Here is a 20,599-nt window from a genome sequence, read left to right as displayed (position 1 = left end):
CCGAATAAGTGCCGCATTCGGCGAGTGCATTTCTGTTTATCGACGTCATCGGCGGAGGACCCGGAGAATGATGAGCAACACGCGAATAGCAATCGTCGGCATCGGCCTACGCTATCCGGACGCGAGTTCCACCGACGAATTGTGGGACAACGTCCTCGCAGGTCGCCGGGCGTTTCGCCGTCTCCCCGACGAGCGGATGAACCACACCGACTACTTCTCGGCCGACCCGGCCGCGCCGGATCGCTTCTATTCCAGCAAGGCCGCCGTGCTGCGTGATTTCGAGTTCGACCGGGTGCAGTACAAGGTCGCGGGCAGCACGTTCCGATCGACCGACATGACCCACTGGCTCGCCCTCGACGTCGCGGCACAGGCGCTTGCCGACGCCGATTTCCCTGGCGGTGAAGGACTTCCGAAGCAGTCCACCGGCGTCGTCATCGGCAACAGCCTCACCGGTGAATTCGCCCGTGCCAACCTGATGCGGTTGCGCTGGCCTTACGTACGCCGGACGGTCGCCGCCGCGCTGGCCGAAAAGGGCTGGGACGACGGCACGGTCGCCGAGTTCCTCCAGACCCTGGAGCCGAAGTACAAGGCGCCGTTCCCGCCGATCGACGAGGACACCCTCGCGGGCGGGCTCGCCAACACCATCGCCGGGCGGATCTGCAACTACTTCGACCTCGCCGGCGGCGGGTACACCGTCGACGGCGCCTGCTCCTCGTCCCTGCTTTCCGTTGTCACAGCGGCGAAATCGCTTATCGAAGGCGACCTGGACGTCGCTCTCGCGGGCGGTGTGGACCTCTCGATCGACCCGTTCGAGGTGATCGGTTTCGCCAAGACCGGCGCACTGGCCACCGGCGACATGAAGGTGTACGACCGGGATTCCAACGGCTTCTGGCCCGGCGAGGGCTCCGGCGTCGTGGTGCTGATGCGCGAGCAGGACGCGCTCGCCCGCGGCAAGAAGATCTACGCGTCGATCACCGGCTGGGGCGTGTCGTCGGACGGCAAGGGCGGCATCACCCGCCCGGAGGCCGGCGGGCACCGGCTGGCCATTTCCCGCGCGTACCACCGGGCGGGTTACGACGTCGGGTCGGTTTCCTACTTCGAGGGCCACGGCACCGGGACCGCGCTGGGCGACGCCACCGAGATCACCGCGCTGTCCTCCGCCCGCCGTGACGCCGCCCCGGAAGCCCCCAAGGCCGCGCTCAGCTCGGTCAAGGGCAACTTCGGGCACACCAAGGCCGCGGCCGGGGTCGCCGGGCTGATCAAGGCCGCGCTCTCGGTGCACAACCAGGTCATCCCGCCGGGCACCGGCCAGCAGGATCCGCATCCGTTGCTGCTCGAGGACGACGCGACGATGTTCGTCCCCGCCGAAGCCGGGCTGTGGCCTCAGGACCAGGAAATCCGCGCCGGTGTCTCGGCCATGGGCTTCGGCGGGATCAACACGCATATCGCGATCGAGCAGGCGCCGGGGGTGCGGCGCCGCACCGAGTTGCCCAACCGCGCCACGAACCTGGTCGGCGGCCGTCAGGACGCCGAGGTGCTGCTGCTGGACGCGGCCGACGCGGACGCGCTGCGCGACAAGATCGCGAGTCTCGAAGAGCTGGTCGCGAAGCTGTCCTACGCCGAACTTTCCGACTTGGCCTTCACCCTCGCCGGATCGCTGTCCGGCCGGCCCATGCGTGCGGCGCTCGTCGCCACCGGGCCCGAGGAAGCCGTCCGCAAACTGGTCAAGCTCCGCACCCTGCTCGGCTCGGGAACGACCAAGATCTTCAACGCGTCCGAAGGCATCTTCGCGGGCCTGGGCGGCAAAGCACCGAAGATCACTTTCCTGTTCCCCGGTCAGGGTTCCGGCCGCGGCGCGGTCGGCGCGATCCGGCGCCGGTTCCCGATCGCCGAAAGCATCTTCCGTGAGGCCGGCGTGTCCGCCCAAGGCGACCAGGTGGCCACCGAGGTCGCACAGCCGCGGATCGTGGCCGGTTCGGTGGCCGCGTTGCGGGTGCTGGACAACCTCGGCATCGAGGCGAACGCGGCCGTGGGGCACAGCCTCGGCGAGCTCACCGCCTTGTCCTGGGGCGGGGCGATGGACGGGACGAAGGTACTCGAGCTCGCGGCGATCCGCGGCAAGGTGATGGCCAGTGCCAGCCGTGGTGGCGGCACGATGGCGAGCCTCGGGACCGACCCGGAGAAGGCGCTGCACCTCGCGAACGGGCTCGGGGTGGTCATCGCCGGCTACAACGGGCCCGACCAGACGGTCGTCTCCGGCGCCGTGGAGGCGGTCGAACTGGTCTGCAAGAAGGCCGTCGCCGCGGGCGTCAACGCGACCAGGATCAACGTCTCCCACGCGTTCCACTCCCCCTTCGTCACCCCGGCGGCGGGCGCGATGGCCGAACGGCTCGCCGGGATCGGCTTCCGCCCGCTGACCGGGAACGTCGTGTCCACCGTGACCGGCGACGTCCTCGCCCCGGACACCGACCTGCGTGAGCTGCTGCGCGAGCAGGTGCTCGAGCCGGTGCGTTTCCACGCCGCCGCCGCCAAAGCCGTCGAGGGCGCGGACCTCGCGCTCGAAGTCGGGCCCGGCCGGGTCCTCGCCGGACTGCTGACCGGGATCTCCCCGGACACACCGGTGCTGTCGATGGACACCGACAACACTTCGCTGGCTCCGCTGCTGTCCGTGGTCGGTGCCGCGTACGCGGCGGGCGCCTCGATCGACACCACCGTCCTGTACGCCGGACGCGCGGTGAAACCGCTGCCGATGGAGACCGAATTCAGTTTCCTTGCCAGTCCTTGCGAAACGGCCCCGGAGATCAGCGCGGATCTGCTCGTCGCCGCCGACGCCGCCGACGTGCGGAACCCGGCCGGCACCGTGGCCGAGGAAGCGGACACGAAGACCTCCACGCTGGAACTGCTGCGCAGGCTGGCGGCCGAGCGCGTCGAGCTGCCGCTGGAAGCCGTCGGCCCGGACACCCACCCGCTCGACGACCTGCACCTGAGTTCGATCACCGTCGGCCAGATCGTCAACGAGGTCACCCGCGAGCTCGGCAGGCCGCCGCTCACCGCGACGCCGAACTTCGCCACCGCACGGTTCGGTGAACTGGCCGAGATCATCGACCAGCTCGCGGACACCGCGCACGATGCCGGGCAGCCGTCGGGGGAGGCTCCGGGGGTGGCCTCCTGGGTGCGTCCGTTCGCGGTCACCTGGACTGAGCAGCCGCGCGCCGTCGCCGCACCGCACGCCGGTACGGAGACGAGTGACTGGGCGGTGTTCGCCCCCGACGGACACCCGCTCGCGGAGCCGCTGCGGGCGGCGCTGGCCACCGCCGGCCTCGGCGAGGGTGTGCTGCTGTGCCTGCCTCCGGACTGCGACGAGCACCAGGTCGGGCTGTTCCTCGACGCCGGCCGCGCCGCGGTGTCCCGGCCGAACGGCACCCGGTTCGTCGTCGTCCAGCAGGGGCTCGGCGCCTCGGGCCTGGCCAAGACACTGCATCTGGAAGACCCCTCGGCGCCCACCACGATCGTCGAGCTCCCCGATGTCCTGGCGGTCGATCCGGACGCGATCCGGCTGGCGGTGACGCGGGTCGTGTCCGAGACCGCGGGCACCGCCGGTTTCGCGGAGGTGCGGTACGCCGCGAACGGCACGCGCTCGGTCCCGGTGCTGCGGCCGATGCCCCGGGTCGCCGCCGAGCCGTCGAACCTTGGCGAGACCGACGTCCTGCTCGTGACCGGTGGCGGCAAGGGAATCACCGCGGAAAGCGCCTTGGCCATCGCCAAGGATTCCGGCGCGAGGCTCGCCCTGCTCGGCCGTGCCGACCCGGCGGAAGACACGGAACTCGCGGCCAACCTGGAGCGGTTCGAAGCCTCCGGGGTGCGGTACTCCTATCACCGCGCCGACGTCACTTCGGCAGGCCAGGTCGCCGCCGCGGTGACGGCCGCCGAGGCGGAACTCGGCCCGGTGACCGCGATCCTGCACGGCGCGGGCCGCAACGAGCCGGACTCGCTGTACAGCCTCACCGAGGAGAAGTTCCGCGCGACACTGTCGCCCAAGATCGACGGGCTGCGCGCGGTACTGGCCGCCGTCGATCAGGACCGGATCAAACTGCTCATCACGTTCGGCAGCATCATCGGCCGGGCGGGCCTGCGCGGAGAGGCGCACTACGCCACCGCCAACGACTGGATGAGCGAGCTGGCCGTGCGTTTCCAGGCCGAACACCCGCGGGCGCGGGCGATCGCACTGGAGTGGTCGGTCTGGTCCGGCGCGGGCATGGGCGAGCGGCTGGGTGTCGTCGAGGCGCTCGAGCGGGACGGCATCACCCCGATCTCCACGGAAAACGGCCTCGCGGTCCTGCGCCAGGTGCTCGGCGACCCGGAACTGGGCCCGGTGCTGGTGGTGAGCGGGCGTACCGGCGGGCTGCCGACGCTGGCCCTGCGACGTCCGGCGCTTCCGCTGCGACGCTTCCTGGACCGCACTCTCGTGCACTATCCGGGTGTCGAGCTGATCACCGAGGCAGGCCTGTCCGAGAGCAGCGACCCTTACCTGTCGGATCACCTGCTCGACGGTGACCTGCTGTTCCCGGCGGTGATCGGGATGGAGGCGATGACGCAGGCCGCCATCGCGCTCTCCGGGAACGAGGGGCCCCCGATGCTGGAGAACCTCGAGTTCCTCCGGCCGATCGTGGTGCGACCGGACAGCTCGACCACGATCCGCCTCGCCGCGCTCGCCGTCGACGGGGACACCGTCGACGTGGTGATCCGCAGTGAGGAGACCGGCTTCGGCGCCGACCACTTCCGCGCGACACTGCGCTGGCCGCGACCGGACCTGTCCGGGGAACCGGCGGCCGTCGCGACCGGGCTGCCCCCGGTGCCGGTGGACCCCGCCGCCGAGCTCTACGGCGGGATCATGTTCCAGGGCAAGCGTTTCCAGCGGCTGCTCGCCTACCGGCTGGCCGGTGCCCGGCACGCGGTGGCCGAGGTCGACGCCCGTCACCAGACCGGCTGGTTCGACACGTTCCTGCCGCAGGAGATGGTGCTCGCCGACCCGGGGACGCGGGACACCGCGATGCACGCGCTGCAATGCTGCGTCCCGGACGCCACCCTGCTGCCCGAGCGGATCGAGCGGATCCACCTCATGCCGCCGGACGACGTGCCCGACTTTGTCGTGCTCGACGCGAAGGAGCGTGCGCAGGACGGCGACAGCTACACCTACGACATCGACCTGTTCACGCCGGACGGCTCGCTGCTGGAGCGCTGGGAAGGCCTGACGCTGCGGGCGGTCCGCAAGAACGACGGCGCCGGCCCGTGGGTCGCGCCCATGCTGAGCGGATACCTGGAGCGCTCGCTGGAGCGGGTGCTCGGTGGCAGCAGGGCGGTCGTGGTCGAGCCCGACCCCAAGACGGTGGCCGTCCCCGAACGGCGTGCGCAGACCGCGCTCGCACTGGGCAGGGCACTGAACAAGCCGGTATCGGTGCGCTACCGGCCCGACGGCAAGCCGGAGATCGACGGCGCCGACGTCTCCGCGGCCCACGGCGCGGGCCTCACGCTGGCACTGGCGGGCACCGGGCGGATCGGCTGCGACGTCGAGGTGGCGATCACCCGCTCCGAACGGGACTGGGCCGAACTGCTCGGCGACCGGCAACTGTCCGTCCTGAGCCTGCTCGGCGACGAGATGTCCGTGGCGGGAACCCGGATCTGGGCCGCGTTGGAGTGCCTGCGCAAAGCGGGCGCGACGACACAGGCGCTCACCGTCGACAAGATCCACGCCGACCGGTGGGTGACCCTGTCCGCCGGGGACGCGGTGATCGCCACCTGGGTGACCCGGATCGAGGACGTCCCCGATCCGGTCGTGTTCGCGGTACTGACCGGCAAGGAGGGGCGCTGATGCCCGGCTATTTCGAGATCCGGCACACCGTCGGGTTCGAGGAGACGAACATCGTCGGCAATGTCTACTACGTCAACTACCTGCGCTGGCAGGGACGGTGCCGGGAGATGTTCCTGCGGGATCGCGCGCCGGGCGTGCTGGCCGAACTCCAGGACGACCTGAAGCTGTTCACGCTCAAGGTCGAATGCGAGTTCTACGCCGAGATCACCGCCTTCGACGACCTGTCGGTGCGCATGCGGCTCGAAGAACTGACGCAGACCCAGATCCAGTTCAGCTTCGACTACGTGCACCTCAAGGAAGGCCTCGAACTCGTGGTGGCCAAGGGACGGCAGCGGGTCGCGTGCATGCGCGGCCCCAACGCCGACACCGTCCCGGCCAGGGTGCCCGAAGAGCTGCGGGCGGCACTCGCCCCGTACGCCGAATCGCCGTCCGCCGCTCGCGCGGCGCTCATGACCGCCGCGGGAGGATGACATGACCAGCAACGGGCAGTCCGTGCCGATGTCCACCGCCGGTTTCCGGCAGGCGGCCGATCCGACGCCGGTCTCGCTACGCGAGGCGATGGCCCAGTTCGCCACCGGGATCACCGTCGTGACCGCGCCCGGCGAGCGCTGTCACGGGATGACCGCCAACGCGTTCAGCTCGGTGTCGCTCGAGCCGCCGCTGGTGCTGTGCTGCATCAGCCGTACGGCCAGGATGCACGCCGCGATCGTGTCGTCACGCACGTTCGCGGTGTCCATGCTCGGCGCCGATCAGGAACATCTGGCGCGGTACTTCGCCGACCGGAGCCGTCCGAACGGGGTGGCCCAGTTCGACGCGGTCGACTGGGTGCCGGGCCCGCGCACGGGTGCCCCGCTGCTGTCCGGTTCGCTCGCCTGGCTGGAATGCGAGCTGACCGAGTCCTATGACGGCGGCGACCATTCCATCTTCCTCGGCCGGGTGCTCGATTCGCGCCGGATCCCCGACCAGAAGGCGCTGGTGTTCTACGCCGGCGCCTTCCATCGGGTGGCCTGACCCGTGAAACGGAGACGTTCGATGCTGGTAAGCGTCACCGGCGCGACCGGATTCCTCGGCTCCCACTCGGTGGCCGCGATCGCCAGGGCGGGCCATTCGCTGCGCCTGCTCGTCCGCGACGAGTCCGCTGTGGACAGATCGCTGGCACCGCTCGGCGTCGACACGAGCGCGATCGAGGTGATCACCGGGGACGTGACCGACGAACGCCGGGTCGCCGCGCTGGTGCGCGGCGCCGACGCCGTGCTCCACGCGGCCGCCGTGTACTCCTTCGACAGCAGGCAAAGACGCGTCATGTGGCGCACCAACGAAATCGGCACCGCCGTGGTGCTCGATGCCGCACGGCGCGCGGGGGCCGGGCGGATCGTGCACGTGTCCACGGTCGGGGCGATGCTGCCCGCGGCGGCGGGCACGCTGCGGGCGGACACGCCGGTCGGTACCGCACGCGAGCCCTATCTCGCGAGCAAGGCCGCCGCCGAGGAGATCGCGCGGCGTCACCAGAGGGAAGGAGCGCCCGTCGTGATCACCTATCCGTCCGCGCTCATCGGGCCACACGACCCGTATCTCGGCGACCAGAACGCCAGGCTGCGCAACGCTTTACGCGGTCTCATGCCGATCTGGCCCGCCGGCGGTTTCCCGGTGGGGGACGTCCGTGACACGGCGAGTCTGCACGCGCGCTTGATCGACGCCGACATCCTGTCGGGTAACCGTTTCTTCGGCCCCGGCACCTATCTGTCCACCCGGGACTACGTCCGGACCCTGCGCGAGGTGACCGCCAGGGCGCTGCCCGCGGTCTTCCTCCCAGCCAGGGCGATGACACCGGTCGGCCGCCTGACGGGGGCGCTGCAGCGCGTGTGGCCATGGCACATCCCGGCCGAGTACGGCGCGATCTACCTGTGCGGCTGCGCGACCGGGGTGGCGCACGGGGAACCCACCGGAGGCGTGACCGCGCGGCCGGTCGCCGATTCCATGCGCGACACGGTGCGCTGGCTGCACGAACGGGGACTGCTCGCCGACCGGCAGTCCGGCCGGATCGCGAAGGCGGTGGCATGAGTACCGCGGAGTTCGACTTCATCCCCGTGCCCCACCACCGGCCCGATCCGCCGCGCCCGGTCAACGGGCACCGTCGTGACCGGCCCGCGCCCGCCCCCGCGCCGCCTCCCGAACGGACGATGAGCCTGCTGCGCGAGCAGCGCGACGCGCTCCACGAGCGGGCGACGGCGGGCAACGCCAAGGGAGTGGACCGGCAGCACGCCCTCGGCAAACGCACCGCACGCGAGCGGCTCGACCTGCTGCTGGACCCCGGCTCCTTCACCGAGATCGAGCTCTACCGGCGTAACCACGCGAGCGGGTTCAGGATCGGCGAGAACCGGCCGCACACCGACGGCGTGATCGCGGGTTCGGGCACCATCGACGGCCGCCGGGTGTTCGTGTACGCCCAGGACTTCACGATCTTCGGCGGTTCGCTCGGCGCCGCGCACGCCGCGAAGATCCACAAGGTGATGGACCTCGCGCTGTCGACCGGCTCGCCGATCATCGGGATCAACGACAGCGGCGGCGCACGCATCCAGGAAGGGGTGCTGGCGCTCGACGGCTACGGCGGGATCTTCCGCAGGCATGTGGCCGCCTCGGGGATCGTCCCGCAGATCAACGTGGTGCTCGGGCCGTGTGCCGGCGGGGCGGCCTACTCCCCCGCGCTGGCCGACTTCACGTTCATGGTCCGCGACACCGCGAAGCTCTACCTCACCGGCCCGGACGTGGTCGAAGCGGTGACCGGTGAGCGGGTCAGCCATGACGAGCTCGGCGGCGCCGACGTGCACGGAAAGCGATCCGGCGTGGCCACCTTCGTCCACGACGACGAGGAGAGCTGCCTGGACGACGTGCGGTATCTGGTGTCGATGCTGCCCGCCAACAATCTCGACCTGCCGCCCCGCGCCAGGCCGCGGGACGCGCGGCACGACAGCCGCCCGCGACTGGCCGAAATCGTGCCCGCCGAACCCAACAAGCCCTACGACATACGGTCGGTGATCACCGAACTGGTCGACGACGGCGAGTTCCTGGAACTGCACGAGAGCTGGGCGGCCAACATCGTCTGCGTGTTCGCCCGCATCGACGGCGAGGTCGTCGGGCTGGTCGGCAACCAGCCGTTGGTGCTGGCCGGGGTGCTGGACATCGAGGCCGCGCAAAAGGCCGCCCGGTTCGTGCGCTTCTGCGACGCGTTCGGGATCCCGCTCGTCACGCTCGTCGACGTCCCGGGCTTCCTGCCGGGCACCGAGCAGGAGTACGGCGGGGTGATCCGGCACGGCGCGAAGCTGCTCTACGCCTACTGCGAGGCCACCGTGCCGCGGATCCAGGTCATCCTGCGCAAGGCCTACGGCGGCGCGTACATCGTGATGGACTCGCGGTCCATCGGCACCGACCTGTCACTGGCGTGGCCCACCAACGAGATCGCGGTGATGGGCGCGGAGGGCGCCGTGAACGTCCTGTTCCGCAAGGAACTCGCCGACTCCGCCGACCCGGCGGCACTGCGCACGACGTTGATGGACGAGTACCTCGACGAGCTGGTCCACCCGTATTACGCGGCCGAACGCGGCCTGGTGGACGACGTCATCGATCCGGCACGGACCAGGGCCGCCGTGGCCTCGGGGCTGGCGATGCTGAAGGACAAGCAGCGCCAGCCCGCCCGGCGCAAACACGGGAACGTGCCGCTGTAACGAGGGCGCCGGTGTTCAGGAGACGCGGTGTTCAAGAGCCACAGAGACAACCGGTGGGCGAAGGCGCGGCGGCGGCGTGCGACCCGTTCGGCACCGAGCCCGCCGCCGCCGGGAACTCGGTGCGCATACGTTCGCGCGATCCGGCGACGGAGCGTGTCGCCTCATCCTTTCCGTCGCCGGCGCCCACCATCAAACCCACCAGCTGCACCTCGAAACAATGATCGGCGTCCCACGGACTGAGTAGATAATCGCCGAGTTCGAGGGCCACCAGGCCATGGGTGGCGATCCACATCTGATGCGCCACCAGCCCGGCGTCGGCCGGGGAGAAACGGCCGGCGGAAAGGCATCTGCCCACGCACTCGACCACGTTCGACAACGTGTACCGGCCGTGCTGCCTATCTTTTTCGGACAACGAGAAACCGGCGAGCGAGGCACCGCCGAACATCACCGCGTACAGATGCGGATTCGCCAAGGCCGTATACCGGTAGGCGCGACCGAGCAGCGCCATGTCGGCCACCGGATCAGCTGTCTTGCACACACTCGTCATATGTTGCTGAAGCCGGGAGAAACCCTCGTGGACGATCTCACGGACAAGACCGCGCATGCCGCCGAAATGGGTGTAGACCCCCATTGTCGAACTTCCCGCCGCGGCGGCCACACGGCGCGTCGACAACGCTCCCGGCCCCTCCTCGGCCAGGAGCCTTGCCCCGATTTCCAGCAACGCCCGCTTCGCCTTCGGGTCCGACTTGCGCGGGCTCATGAAACAGACCTGCCGAATATCGACATCTAGTACCCTTCGATGATCGCGGTGAACTGTTCGCAAGATCGTCGAGCGAGCGGCGGGACGAACTCAACTGGCGCGTTCTTGGAGCGCGGCCGTACGCACGTCGAGCAGGGCGAGCAGCACCGGCGGATCCATCGCCCTGGCGGGCCGCAGGTCCAGGTCCACGTCGATCACCGGAACGTCCTGATGCACGACGAGCGGGCCACGCGAACCGACGAACGGCGCGCCGTCCGGGCCGATCGAACCGGTCACGGTCTCCTCGGCACCCGGCGCGACGGACTGGGCGAGCAGGTACCAGGTTCCTTCCGGCACGCTCTCGAGCACGAAATCGCCCGGTTCGGACAGCACGCTGCAGCTGACCGGATTGCCCTGCGGAATGGGGTCCCGGAACAGGCCGACGAAGGTCAGGCCCCGTTCCCCCTCGCCGCATACCTGCATATCGCCACGGAGAGTCGACGACCGGCACTCCAATTCCGAACCACGCCGCTGAGCCGGAACCGGCGCATAACCGCGCAATTGCCGGTACGCGATGGGCGAAACCCCGACGCTCTCCTTGAATCGCGAACTGAAGGTGCCAGGACTGTTGTAGCCGACCTGGTAACTGATATCCGCGACGGTGAACGCGGTGGAAACGAGCAGTTTCTTCGCTTCCTGGATCCGCATGGCGGACAGGAAACGCGCCGGCGAAACTCCGGTCACCCGTTGAAAGACTCTGGTAAAGTGGAATTTGCTGAACATGGCACTCCGCGCCATATCGTCCACTGTCAGGCGCTCGCCAAGATTCTCCTGCATCGAAACGATCACACGCTCGACCACGACTTGCTCTGAGAATTTGTCCATAGCCCCCAGCCCCTGACCCCCTACGTCATGGCAGTCAACATATCAGGCGATAAAGGGGGCGGCAATGCTCGCAGCGGGCATATCACACTAAGTACTTAGTCAATAACACACTAACAAACTCCCGACCTCGGCGGGTCGGCCATTCGGCGGCAAGGCCGCCGCTGTTCGGCGGAGAGATTGCGCCGATCGAGTGACATTTTCGCGGTCAGTTACCGACAATGAATTCTGCCGCCGAGTTGAGCATAACCGAAGTAGCCCGCTTTAGCGCTCGCCACTAGGATAACGTACACCCCTTTGATCAACTCGGTAATATTCCGTTCACAAGCCCGTATTCGATGCCCGTTTGGGCATTCAGCGGAACGGACGGGTCGGCGTCGAGGAGCGCGGCGGCACCCGCGCCGCGCACGAAGCGGCCGCTTCCGACAGGACAGGGGTGCCCCCAATGTGGCATTGGGGACGCCCAGTGCCCCCAATGCCACATTGGGGGCACCACGACACCGCGTAGAGCGGAGCCGTCACGAATCCGGATTGCGGTCGCGAAGGTTGCGAAGCCGCCCATGACCCTGCCCGCGCGGACAGGATGAAGCGAACCTTCGGGCAACCCTCCGCCGCAAGGGCTCCATGAAGCAACCCTGTTCCGATTCTCACGTCTTCCGGACAAAGCTTCGAACAATGACGCGAGAGGGGCGCCGAATGGAATTCACGGCGAAGAAGACGATCAAAATGGCCATCGCGGGCGGAGCGATCGCCGCCACCGCGTTTCTTTCCGCGTGCGGCGGGAACGATGTCTCGGGAAATGGTTCCCCGGTGCGGAACGCGGCCGTCGAACAGGTGCCGGACGGCGGCGGGCAGGGAGCGGCCGCCGGCGGCTCCGGCGCCGTCGAGTCTTCCGACGGTGACGTCAACTGCAGCAAACACGGCGGCCAGGTCGGCGCGCCCGGACGGCGGAAGATGGACCTGATCGCGGTGGCCGCCACCGACGGCACCATCCCTGGCTGCACCGAGGCGTTCACCGTGATCGCCGAGTACTACCGGAAGCTGCCGCAGGCCGAAGGCCCCGGCGAGCGGGTGCTCGACGTCCGGGGGAAGTGGACCTGCGCCCGCCAGGCGGACTCGGCCGGCGAGCAGGGCGCGGTGGTCTGCGGCGTACCCAACAGCTCCCCGCAGTTGGAAACCAGGCCCGTGGGCGGCACCGGGAAGGCACCCGTCGAGCAGCCCCGTGAATTCCCGAACTCCACCCAGCAGGTGCAGTTCACCGGGTACGACGCCGCCGTCCAGATGGTCCGCTTCCAGTTGCTCACCCCGCGGGATGACGGCAAGACCTACCGGCTTCCGCTGCACGAGGGCGCCGAGGTGCCCAGCGCGGCCACGCTGTGCCCGGCCGACTCGGCCACCATCGACGACGAGGGCTACGGAAACAAGCCGTGCGGCCAGGACGAGCTGGTCCAGCAGCTCCGGGAAGGCAACCCGGTGACGGCGAGGATCAGCGTGGACGGCGAAGACCGGATCACCACGGTCAAGGAGATCTACCACCCCTGACCAGGGGATCGAGGGCAGGCGGCCGGGGGTCCACCGGCCGCCTGTTTCCGCACTCGGACCTCCGCTAGACCGAACTCAGATGTTCTTATCATCTGAGTTCGGTCTAGCGGACGGACCCGGTCCGCATGCGCGTACTTCGCCAGCCTTGCGTCGGTCGGCCAGCCGGTGTCCGCTGATCCGCTCGCCATCGCCGCGGCCGAGCGTCGTGAAAGGTCCTGAAGGACATCAAGGCCCCCTTCCTGTACCTAGGCGCAAGGAAGGAGGCCTTCATGTACTGGGAAACGTGAGAAGGTCGCGTTTCCTCCGCGGCGAGTCGTCCGTCTGGACACGTGCGTCGTCCGCCGGATCACGCGAACCCGCCATCCGCGCACAGGCAGTGGCTATTCAAGACACGGCGCCTCAGAACCCGAAGAGCTCCTGCGGTACTTCGTGCTCGTCCGGCCAGGTCAGCCAGGCGACGTCGGTCGGGCCGATGGCGCAGTTGGCCACCCGCCAAGACCGCGCGTCGTCGTCGACGTTCGTTTCGCTCTTCTTCTTGAGCAGGGCGACGTAGACGTCGGACATGACGCCGTCGTCCCGCTTGTTCTCGTAGACGGTGCCGGCGTAGTACGGACGACCGGCTTCGGTGCCGCGCATCGTCCCCTGCAGGAACACCCAGGGGCCGAGCCGGTCGAGCTGTTCCACGGCCACCCGGACCCGATCGCCGAACTCCTGGTCGAGCCGGGCGGTGGCGGCCTCGAGTACCGCTTCCCGGACCGGGTCGCCGGGATTCAGCGACACCGGAAAGGGTCGTGCGGACGGGGTGTACATCAAGCTACCTCCCACTGGCGGGACAGCGACGCGGCCGCATCAGCTTGCCCGGTGAAGCTCTGGCGTTGGTTCGGATCAGGTCGGCGGGGGGAGGATCTTCACGAGGCCGCCACCGCCGCCCATGCTGATCTTCTGCGAACCGTCGGGGTTGACGTTGTTCGAGCCGATGAACTGGCCATCGCCCGCGTACAACACGACGTGCCCGCCGTTGTTCGAGATCACCACGTCGCCCGGTTTCGCTTCGGAGAGCGGCACCGACTTCCAGCCGTCCGCCTCGAGGTTGGCCGACAGCCCCGCGACCGAGGCACTGGCCTGCCCCTTGTCGATCAGGCCCGCCGCTTCGAGGCAGCCGGAAACGAAGTTCGCGCAGTTGACGTTGTTGGGCACCCACGACTGCATGGCGGGCAGTTCACCACTGCCCTTGAGGTCACCGGCGTTGCGGCCGAGGAACTGCTCGGCGATCTTCGCCGGGTTGTCCCCCTGTGCGTCGATCGGCTTGGCGGGGCTGCCCTCGCCCTGCACCCCGGCGACACCGCCACCGCCGCCTCCGCCACCACCACCGCCGCCGTCCCCACCGCCGTAGCTGGGCGCACTGCCCACGTTGGAGTTGACCGGCTTCGCGTTGACGCTCGACGCCGTGGTCTGGCCGTCGTCGGCGGGGATGAGCTCGATGAAACCGCCTTCGATCTCGAGGCCGAGCGGCTTGAGGAGATCGTCGATCTGCTTCTCGGCGTCGTCCAGCGCTTTCTCGATCTCGTCCTTCTTGCCGTTCGAGTCTTTTTCGTTGAGCTTCCGGAGGCGCTCGATGTCCGTCGCGGCGGCGGCGATTTCGTTCTCGTCCTCGGAACTGTTCTTCCGGCGCCGGGCCGAGTCGATCAGCTTGCGATTGTCCGAGTCCTTGTCATTGGCTTCCTGGGCGAGCTGTGCGACCTTCTTCTTGACCTCGTCGAGGATCTCGGACACCCGCTGGAGGATGTTCTTGGCGGCCTCGGCCTTGTCGCTCACCTTGTAGCTGGCCTTGCCGAGCTTTTCGAGGTGTTCGGCGACGGCGTCGGCGTCCTTGCCCTCCCAGTTGCGCAGGACGTCGTCGCGGAAGACCTTGAGGTCTTCTCCGAGGTCGTTCGCCCTCGTGGCCGCCCCGCCGACCTTCCTCGCCTGGTCGTTGACCGCGCCCGAATTCAGCTTCTGCGCCTGCTGGGCGTGCTTGTCGATGGCGTCCAACGACTTCGGGCGGTCATGCGACGGGTCGTCGAGCGTGCTCGGATTCCGCTCCGCGGTGGTCATCGGTAAATCCCCCTGCTTCCCGTCTCAGTCCGATCAATCCCGCTCGCGGGCGCCGCCACGGAGGGTGTCGACACCCGCGGCTTCGTCGTTCCGCATCCGCTGGGCGGCGTTGGCCAACGCGTTCGACGCCGCGTCGACCAGCTTCACGGCGGCCGCCAGTTCGGCGTTCACGCCGCGGTGGAACCCCTTCATCGTGGTCCCCGTGCTGGCCGCGTTCTTCAGGTCGCCGAACGCGCCTCCGGGATCACCGTCGCCAAGGTCCTTGCCCGTGCCGCTGAAGCCGTCCTTGAGCCCGCCGACCTTCTTGGCCAGCGCGGCGATCTGCTCTGGATCGAATCGGCGAGTCATGGATGATCCCTCCAGTCCGGCGCCTGCGCGCGTGCTTGCCTGACCCACACTGCTCTACCGCGCACCTTATGAGTTCACACCCACCCGTGCGCGTCGTTTCCCGAAACGCGATGACGCCGTTCGTGTACATCGACGCATCCGCCCGCGCGGTGGTTCCCGGAAGATTTCCGCACCCGGTCCACCGCGTGCCGACGACGTCCTCGGCGGGAAGATCTTACCCTCTCGACCCCCGCGGATCACGGGACGGCGAGCCGGGTCCGGCTACGTTCCGCGATCGGGTTCCACCCGGCCGGGTCACCGGAACAACTCGTTTCCCGGATACGGGGACCTTTGCGAGGATGGGCCGCGATGACCACTGATCGGCGCACTCGCGCCCTGAATTCCCTGTACGGACTTGCCCTCGGCGACGCGCTGGGTTCCCAGTTCTTCGTCCCCGACAACCGCGACGCCTGGCAACGGCGGCAACTGCCGCCAGGCCACTGGCAATGGACCGACGACGCCGAAATGGCGTGTTCCGTTTTCGTCGTACTGACGCAGGCGGGCCACGTCGACCAAGACCGCTTGGCCGCGAGCTTCGCGACACACCACGATTTCGACCGCGGCTACGGGCCGTCCATGAACCGCTTGCTCCGTCTCGTCCGTGAAGGCGGCTCGTGGCGTGAGCTGGCCACCGACCTGTTCGACGGACAGGGTTCGTGGGGCAACGGAGCGGCCATGCGGGTCGCGCCGCTCGGTGCCTGGTTCGCCGGCGATCCCGACGAGGCCGGGCGTCAGGCGGCGCTTTCGGCCGAGGTGACCCACACCCATCCGGACGGGGTGGCCGGCGCGATCGCGGTCGCGGTCGCCGCCTCGCTGGCCGCCGCACCCACCCCGCCGTCACCGGCGGATCTCCTCGACCAGGTCCTGCGACGGGTACCGCCCGGCCGGGTGCGCGACGGTGTCCTGGCCGCCAGGGAGCTGGCGCACGTGCCCTCGCCCGCGACCGCCGCCCACGAGCTGGGCAACGGCAGCCACACCGGCGCCCACGACACGGTGCCGTTCACGCTGTGGGCCGCGGCCCGCCACCTCGACGATTACGAGCAGGCCTTCTGGGCCACGGCAAGCGCCGGTGGCGACGTCGACACCACCTGCGCCATCGTCGGGGGCATCGTCGCCGCGCGCGTCGGCGTCGACGGCCTGCCGTCGTCCTGGCGAGCCGCTTGCGAACCGCTCCCGGAATGGGCGGGCGCCTAGACCAGGCCGAGCTCGCGTGCCCGGACGCCCGCCTGGAAGCGGGATTCGGCGCCCAGCGCGGACATCAGCTCCGCCACCCGGCGCCGGTAGGTCCGCACGCCGAGGCCGAGGGTCCGGGCGGCGGCTTCGTCCTTGACGCCGCTGCCGAGCAGGTCCAGCACCGCGGGCGCGAGCCGCCGGATCTCGGCGACCCGCGCGTCGTAGACGGCGAGATCCGTCGCCGATCGCCAGGCCGTTTCGAACAGCGACATCACGCCCTGCACGGTTTCGGGCTGGGTGATGACGCTGTAGCCGCGTTGCCCGGCGGTGAGGTCGCCTGCCAGGATCACGACCCGGCCATCCAGGATGATCGTCTCGTTGACGTCCTCGGCGGAGATGCGGATCCGCGCGCCGAACCGCTCGCTGACCCGCGCCAGCTCCCGTGCGGACGCCGAGTCGAGCAGCAGACCGGCCCGGTAGATCTTGCGGATCCGCACCTCGCCGGAGCGGCGCTCGGCGGCCGCGGTGAGCTCGTCCGACCGGCGATCGGCCACCCAGGTCGCGAGGTCGTTGGCGGCGCACGCCAGGTCGGTCACGGTCGAGAACAGGTGCCCGACCCGGCGGAACAGCTCTTCTTCGCCGCGCACGACCGTGACCGAATCGCCCGCCCTCGTGAGGCCGTCACCTGTCCGCATGGCATCGATACTGCCCCAACCGCGCGACCAGCTGGCAGGTTGTTGCCATTTCCTGACTGCCGGCGGGCCCGTCGCAACGCTGATGGGTATGACGAACCTTCACGAAGACGCGGGCACCTGGCGGCTCGGCGACCTCACCGTGAACCGCGTCGGCCTCGGCGCGATGCGGTTGACCGGGATGCCGTGGGACGAGAAGCCCAAGCGCCGCGAGGACGCGATCGCGGTCCTGCGCCGCGCGATCGAACTCGGTGTCGACCACATCGACACCGCTTCGTTCTACTTCACTGCCCAGCGGTCGGCGAACGAGTTGATCAGCACCGCGCTCCAGCCGTATCCCGAAGACCTCGTGATCACCACGAAGGTCGGCGCGGGCCGCTCGAGCGACGGCGAGTTCTCGTTCGCGCGGCCGGATCAGCTCCGCGGCCAGGTCGAGGAGAACATCCGGCAACTCGGTCTCGACCACCTCGACGTCGTCAACCTGCGCTGGGGCTCCGGGATGGGCAAGGAGCCCGGATCGGTGGCCGAGCACTTCGGCGCGCTGGCCGACCTGCGCGAGGCGGGGCTGATCCGGCACCTCGGCATCTCCAACATCGTGGCGGACCAGCTGACCGAAGCGAGGACGATCGCACCGGTCGTCTGCGTGCAGAACCGCTACGGCCTGGCCGACCGCGAGGACGACGCCCTGGTCGACCTGTGCGCGGAGCACGGCATCGCGTTCGTGCCGTTCTTCGCCGTCACGACGTCGGTTCCCGGCGCTCCCACGCCCGGCGCCGTTCCGGGCGAGGCCGAGATCGCGAAGGTCGCGGCGGCACACGACGCGACCCCGGCGCAGATCCGGCTCGCCTGGACCCTGCACCGCGGCGAGCACGTCCTCGCCATCCCTGGCACCGGCGATCCCCGGCATCTGGAGGAGAACGTCGCGGCGGGCGGCATCCGGCTGGGCGACGACGAACTGGCGCTGCTCGACACGGTCGGCCGGGGCTGAGCGGTCGGTACCGCGGTCCGTGAAGGACTCCTTGAGGGACTCTGGGTCCCTCAAGGAGTCCTTCACGGACTTCAAGCGACCAAGGCGCCGGAAAGCGGTGGTCGTGAGTGGCGATTCGGGTCAGAGCCAAGGGTGGCTTAGGTACCTACGTGGTTCAGGCTGCGGTTGATGCCAGGCCCCGGTCCGTGAAGGACCCCAGTCAGGCGTTCACGTGAGTGGTCGCCGGTCCGCGAAGGGCTCCTTCCCTGGTACATGAAGGACCCCATCCTTGCGCCTAGGTACAGGAAGGGGTCCTTCACGTACTTCGAGCCGGGCATCACACAAACCCGAATCGCCACTCACGACCCGCTGTACTTCAGGTATCACCGGCGGATGCGGTGGTCCACGGCGACCCAGTTCGTTTCCCAGGTCGTCCCGCCGTCGGCCGAGAACGCCTGCTCGAACCGAGCCACGTCCGGACCTTGCCGGACCACGAGGAAGCGCACCTTGATCGGCCGGTCGCCGAGCCGGTCGTCGCCGTGGAACTCGCCGACACCGTCGCGGAAGCCGCCGTGGACCGCCGGGGTGAGCAGGCCGTCGCGCATGTTGACGAATGTCAGGCTCCACCGTTGCGCCTGAGGTTCGTACAGCCGCAGGTTGAGCGCGTCGATGCGACCGTTCGGCCCCGAGACCGCGAACTCGAGGACGTTCGCCCGCCGGTCCATGAGCGGGCGCACGGTGCTGGTGCCGTCGAACTGGAGCCACTGGTCCGCGGAGCCGGAAAGCGGTTCGGCGAGCACCCGCACCGTGGACCGCCAGGTCCCGATTTCCCAGTCGAACGCTCGCTGCGCATCGGGAACCGAGGCGACCGAAGCGACCGAGGCCGCGGGAGAGACCGCCGTCGCGATCAGAAGGAGAGCCGAAAGGCCCACTGTCAGGATTCGTTTGTATGGCACCGTCATGGTCCGACTATCCGAGCGGAGGACGGCCATGAACAAGAAGGCACCTGTGGGTAACCTTTCGCGTCCCAATCCGCTGCCCGGCTGCCCGATGGCCGCGGCGTTCGCCGCGATCGGCGGGAAATGGAAGCTCACCCTGCTGTACTGGCTCGCCAACGGCGAGTCCCATTTCGCCGGTCTTCGCCGCCGGGGCGCCCCGATCACGCCCAAGGTGCTGGCCGAACAGCTGCGTGAACTCGAGGCCGACGGACTCGTCGAACGCGTGGTCACCGGGCCGGTCCCGGCGCGGGTCATCTACCGCCTCACGCCCTACGGCGCCACGGTCCTGCCCGTGGTCGAGGAGGTCCGGGTCTGGGGTGAGGCGCATCTCCGGCGCACCCGCGGCGACGCCGCGCCGAACCCGGCGATGGGGTGCGCCGAGGCGATCAGGTAGTCACTTCGCACCGGCCCGGCGGGCGGCGGTCGCGGTGGCGAGGGTCTGGAAGACCTCCTGGGTGGCGGCGAGGTCGATGCAGGCGTCCGTGATGGACTGGCCGTAGGTGAGCGGCCGGTCGGGGTGGAGGTCCTGGCGGCCGGCCTGGAGGTTGGATTCGAGCATGACCCCGACGATGCCGCGCTGGCCGTTCTTGATCTGTTCGGCGATCTGGTCGGCGACGACGGCCTGCCGGAGATGGTCCTTGCGGCTGTTGTCGTGGCTGGCGTCGATCACCACACGGCGGGGCAGGCCCGCGTTCTGCAGGGCGGTGAGCGTCGCGCGGACGGACGCGGGGTGGTGGTTCGGCTCGCTGTTGCCGCCGCGCAGGACGACGTGACAGTCCGGGTTGCCGGCGGTGTGCAGGATGGCGGGCAGCCCGCTGGGGTCGACACCGGGGACGACGTGGCGCGCCTCGGCGGCACGGATGGCGTCGACCGCGACGGTGACATCGCCGTCGCGGCGGTTCTTGAAGCCGACCGGCATGGACAGGCCGCTGGCCAGCATCCGGTGGTTCTGGCTTTCCACCGTGCGGGCGCCGATCGCGCCCCACGAAACGGTGTCGGCGAGATAGGCCGGGATGGTGGTGTCCAGCCACTCGCACGCGGCGGGCAGGCCGCCCTCGGCGAGTTCGAGGAGCAGATCCCTCGCGATGCGCAGGCCGCGGTTGACGTCGCCGGTGCCGTCGAGGTGCGGGTCGTTGATGAGCCCTTTCCAGCCGCCGACCGTGCGGGGTTTTTCGAAGTACACGCGCATGACGATGAGAAGGTCGTTGACGAAGCGGCCGGCGAGGGCGGCGAGGCGGTCGGCGTATTCGAGGGCGGCGGCGGGATCGTGGATGGAACAGGGCCCGGCGATCACGAGCAGCCGGTCGTCCGTGCCGTCGAGGACACGGAGGACGTTTTCCCTGCCTTGCCGCACCGTGTCGGCCGCGGTGGGGCTGAGCGGCAGTTCGTGGTGCAGCAAGGCAGGGGTGACCAAGGGGACCATGCGGTCGATGCGCTGGTTGTCGAGTTCGACCGCGGCGATGGTTGTCATCACAGATGTCCAGGATTTCTGCCGTCACCGGGCTGGCGGGAAAGCCGGGATTTCCCGGCCCGG

At 69.2% G+C, this 20,599-nt stretch carries 17 protein-coding genes; 9 read left to right on the top strand and 8 right to left on the bottom strand.

Annotated features, from left to right (window positions below; translation table 11 throughout):
* The first annotated feature begins 70 nt into the window (after nucleotides 1-70).
* Genes DL991_RS18325 through DL991_RS18305 form a run of 5 tightly spaced genes read left to right on the top strand, consistent with a single transcriptional unit; the run spans nucleotide 71 to nucleotide 9,591 of the window.
* Entirely contained in the window at nucleotides 71-5,869 is a 5,799-nt protein-coding gene (locus tag DL991_RS18325; protein ID WP_125785551.1) for a type I polyketide synthase, read from the top strand.
* Nucleotides 5,869-6,339: a thioesterase family protein gene (locus tag DL991_RS18320; RefSeq protein ID WP_125785550.1), complete on the top strand. Its 471-nt coding sequence runs from the start codon at nucleotides 5,869-5,871 to the stop codon at nucleotides 6,337-6,339. Before DL991_RS18325 ends, DL991_RS18320 begins: the two co-directional genes overlap by 1 nt.
* A gap of 28 nt (nucleotides 6,340-6,367) precedes the next feature.
* Nucleotides 6,368-6,880, top strand: a complete 513-nt coding sequence (locus DL991_RS18315) for a flavin reductase family protein (protein ID WP_199746639.1) — start codon at nucleotides 6,368-6,370, stop codon at nucleotides 6,878-6,880.
* Nucleotides 6,881-6,901: 21 nt separating this feature from the next.
* Nucleotides 6,902-7,930 carry an NAD-dependent epimerase/dehydratase family protein gene (locus DL991_RS18310; protein ID WP_125785548.1) on the top strand — a complete coding sequence of 343 codons (1,029 nt, stop codon included), beginning with the start codon at nucleotides 6,902-6,904 and terminating at the stop codon, nucleotides 7,928-7,930.
* On the top strand, nucleotides 7,927-9,591 hold the full coding sequence (locus tag DL991_RS18305; protein WP_370306718.1) for an acyl-CoA carboxylase subunit beta: 1,665 nt from the start codon (nucleotides 7,927-7,929) through the stop codon (nucleotides 9,589-9,591). The genes DL991_RS18310 and DL991_RS18305 overlap by 4 nt, the downstream gene beginning before the upstream one ends.
* Before the next feature lie 31 nt (nucleotides 9,592-9,622).
* On the opposite strand, the gene DL991_RS18300 is transcribed toward DL991_RS18305, so the two are convergent.
* Nucleotides 9,623-10,351 carry a TetR/AcrR family transcriptional regulator gene (locus DL991_RS18300; RefSeq protein ID WP_125785547.1) on the bottom strand — a complete coding sequence of 243 codons (729 nt, stop codon included), beginning with the start codon at nucleotides 10,349-10,351 and terminating at the stop codon, nucleotides 9,623-9,625.
* A 90-nt stretch (nucleotides 10,352-10,441) separates the two neighbouring features.
* On the bottom strand, nucleotides 10,442-11,215 hold the full coding sequence (locus DL991_RS18295; protein WP_125785546.1) for an AraC family transcriptional regulator: 774 nt from the start codon (nucleotides 11,213-11,215) through the stop codon (nucleotides 10,442-10,444).
* Between the two features lie 693 nt (nucleotides 11,216-11,908).
* Between DL991_RS18295 and DL991_RS18290 the strand changes: the two genes are divergently transcribed.
* Entirely contained in the window at nucleotides 11,909-12,754 is an 846-nt protein-coding gene (locus DL991_RS18290; protein WP_125785545.1) for a hypothetical protein, read from the top strand.
* 399 nt (nucleotides 12,755-13,153) lie between these two features.
* Here DL991_RS18290 and DL991_RS18285 read toward each other — a convergent pair whose 3' ends face one another.
* The 3 genes from DL991_RS18285 to DL991_RS18275 all read right to left on the bottom strand — a co-directional run bounded on the left by DL991_RS18285 (nucleotide 13,154) and on the right by DL991_RS18275 (nucleotide 15,196).
* Nucleotides 13,154-13,564 carry a hypothetical protein gene (locus DL991_RS18285; RefSeq protein ID WP_125785544.1) on the bottom strand — a complete coding sequence of 137 codons (411 nt, stop codon included), beginning with the start codon at nucleotides 13,562-13,564 and terminating at the stop codon, nucleotides 13,154-13,156.
* Nucleotides 13,565-13,639: 75 nt separating this feature from the next.
* On the bottom strand, nucleotides 13,640-14,848 hold the full coding sequence (locus tag DL991_RS18280) for a peptidoglycan-binding protein (RefSeq protein WP_125785543.1): 1,209 nt from the start codon (nucleotides 14,846-14,848) through the stop codon (nucleotides 13,640-13,642).
* Between the two features lie 33 nt (nucleotides 14,849-14,881).
* Nucleotides 14,882-15,196, bottom strand: a complete 315-nt coding sequence (locus DL991_RS18275; protein ID WP_125785542.1) for a hypothetical protein — start codon at nucleotides 15,194-15,196, stop codon at nucleotides 14,882-14,884.
* A 348-nt stretch (nucleotides 15,197-15,544) separates the two neighbouring features.
* Here DL991_RS18275 and DL991_RS18270 point away from each other — a divergent pair, with 348 nt between their 5' ends.
* The gene (locus DL991_RS18270) at nucleotides 15,545-16,429 is read left to right on the top strand and encodes an ADP-ribosylglycohydrolase family protein (protein WP_125785541.1); all 885 of its coding nucleotides are present in this window, start codon (nucleotides 15,545-15,547) and stop codon (nucleotides 16,427-16,429) included.
* On the opposite strand, the gene DL991_RS18265 is transcribed toward DL991_RS18270, so the two are convergent.
* On the bottom strand, nucleotides 16,426-17,103 hold the full coding sequence (locus DL991_RS18265; RefSeq protein WP_125785540.1) for a response regulator transcription factor: 678 nt from the start codon (nucleotides 17,101-17,103) through the stop codon (nucleotides 16,426-16,428). The two genes, DL991_RS18270 and DL991_RS18265, sit on opposite strands and share 4 nt — an antisense overlap.
* Nucleotides 17,104-17,191: 88 nt before the next feature.
* On the opposite strand from DL991_RS18265, the gene DL991_RS18260 reads away from it, so the two are divergent.
* Entirely contained in the window at nucleotides 17,192-18,088 is an 897-nt protein-coding gene (locus DL991_RS18260) for an oxidoreductase (protein ID WP_125785539.1), read from the top strand.
* A gap of 362 nt (nucleotides 18,089-18,450) precedes the next feature.
* On the opposite strand, the gene DL991_RS18255 is transcribed toward DL991_RS18260, so the two are convergent.
* Nucleotides 18,451-19,029, bottom strand: a complete 579-nt coding sequence (locus DL991_RS18255; protein WP_233598885.1) for a hypothetical protein — start codon at nucleotides 19,027-19,029, stop codon at nucleotides 18,451-18,453.
* A gap of 46 nt (nucleotides 19,030-19,075) precedes the next feature.
* On the opposite strand from DL991_RS18255, the gene DL991_RS18250 reads away from it, so the two are divergent.
* Complete coding sequence (locus DL991_RS18250) at nucleotides 19,076-19,459, top strand: helix-turn-helix domain-containing protein (RefSeq protein WP_217444265.1); 384 nt, start codon at nucleotides 19,076-19,078, stop codon at nucleotides 19,457-19,459.
* Here DL991_RS18250 and DL991_RS18245 read toward each other — a convergent pair whose 3' ends face one another.
* Nucleotides 19,460-20,536, bottom strand: coding sequence for a 3-deoxy-7-phosphoheptulonate synthase (locus DL991_RS18245; protein WP_125785538.1), 1,077 nt, complete (start codon nucleotides 20,534-20,536; stop codon nucleotides 19,460-19,462).
* Between the last annotated feature and the right edge of the window lie 63 nt (nucleotides 20,537-20,599).

The organism is Amycolatopsis sp. WAC 01375 (assembly GCF_003947325.1).
GTDB lineage: Bacteria > Actinomycetota > Actinomycetes > Mycobacteriales > Pseudonocardiaceae > Amycolatopsis.
This window is presented reverse-complemented; position numbering and strand designations above follow the sequence as displayed.

Excerpts from the sequence above, each read along its gene's own strand:
- DL991_RS18325 (WP_125785551.1), top strand. The coding sequence starts at position 71 with ATGAGCAACACGCGAATAGCAATCGTCGGCATCGGCCTACGCTATCCG.
- DL991_RS18320 (WP_125785550.1), top strand. The coding sequence starts at position 5,869 with ATGCCCGGCTATTTCGAGATCCGGCACACCGTCGGGTTCGAGGAGACG.
- DL991_RS18315 (WP_199746639.1), top strand. The coding sequence starts at position 6,368 with ATGTCCACCGCCGGTTTCCGGCAGGCGGCCGATCCGACGCCGGTCTCG.
- DL991_RS18310 (WP_125785548.1), top strand. The coding sequence starts at position 6,902 with ATGCTGGTAAGCGTCACCGGCGCGACCGGATTCCTCGGCTCCCACTCG.
- DL991_RS18305 (WP_370306718.1), top strand. The coding sequence starts at position 7,927 with ATGAGTACCGCGGAGTTCGACTTCATCCCCGTGCCCCACCACCGGCCC.
- DL991_RS18300 (WP_125785547.1), bottom strand. The coding sequence starts at position 10,351 with ATGAGCCCGCGCAAGTCGGACCCGAAGGCGAAGCGGGCGTTGCTGGAA.
- DL991_RS18295 (WP_125785546.1), bottom strand. The coding sequence starts at position 11,215 with ATGGACAAATTCTCAGAGCAAGTCGTGGTCGAGCGTGTGATCGTTTCG.
- DL991_RS18290 (WP_125785545.1), top strand. The coding sequence starts at position 11,909 with ATGGAATTCACGGCGAAGAAGACGATCAAAATGGCCATCGCGGGCGGA.
- DL991_RS18285 (WP_125785544.1), bottom strand. The coding sequence starts at position 13,564 with ATGTACACCCCGTCCGCACGACCCTTTCCGGTGTCGCTGAATCCCGGC.
- DL991_RS18280 (WP_125785543.1), bottom strand. The coding sequence starts at position 14,848 with ATGACCACCGCGGAGCGGAATCCGAGCACGCTCGACGACCCGTCGCAT.
- DL991_RS18275 (WP_125785542.1), bottom strand. The coding sequence starts at position 15,196 with ATGACTCGCCGATTCGATCCAGAGCAGATCGCCGCGCTGGCCAAGAAG.
- DL991_RS18270 (WP_125785541.1), top strand. The coding sequence starts at position 15,545 with ATGACCACTGATCGGCGCACTCGCGCCCTGAATTCCCTGTACGGACTT.
- DL991_RS18265 (WP_125785540.1), bottom strand. The coding sequence starts at position 17,103 with ATGCGGACAGGTGACGGCCTCACGAGGGCGGGCGATTCGGTCACGGTC.
- DL991_RS18260 (WP_125785539.1), top strand. The coding sequence starts at position 17,192 with ATGACGAACCTTCACGAAGACGCGGGCACCTGGCGGCTCGGCGACCTC.
- DL991_RS18255 (WP_233598885.1), bottom strand. The coding sequence starts at position 19,029 with ATGACGGTGCCATACAAACGAATCCTGACAGTGGGCCTTTCGGCTCTC.
- DL991_RS18245 (WP_125785538.1), bottom strand. The coding sequence starts at position 20,536 with ATGACAACCATCGCCGCGGTCGAACTCGACAACCAGCGCATCGACCGC.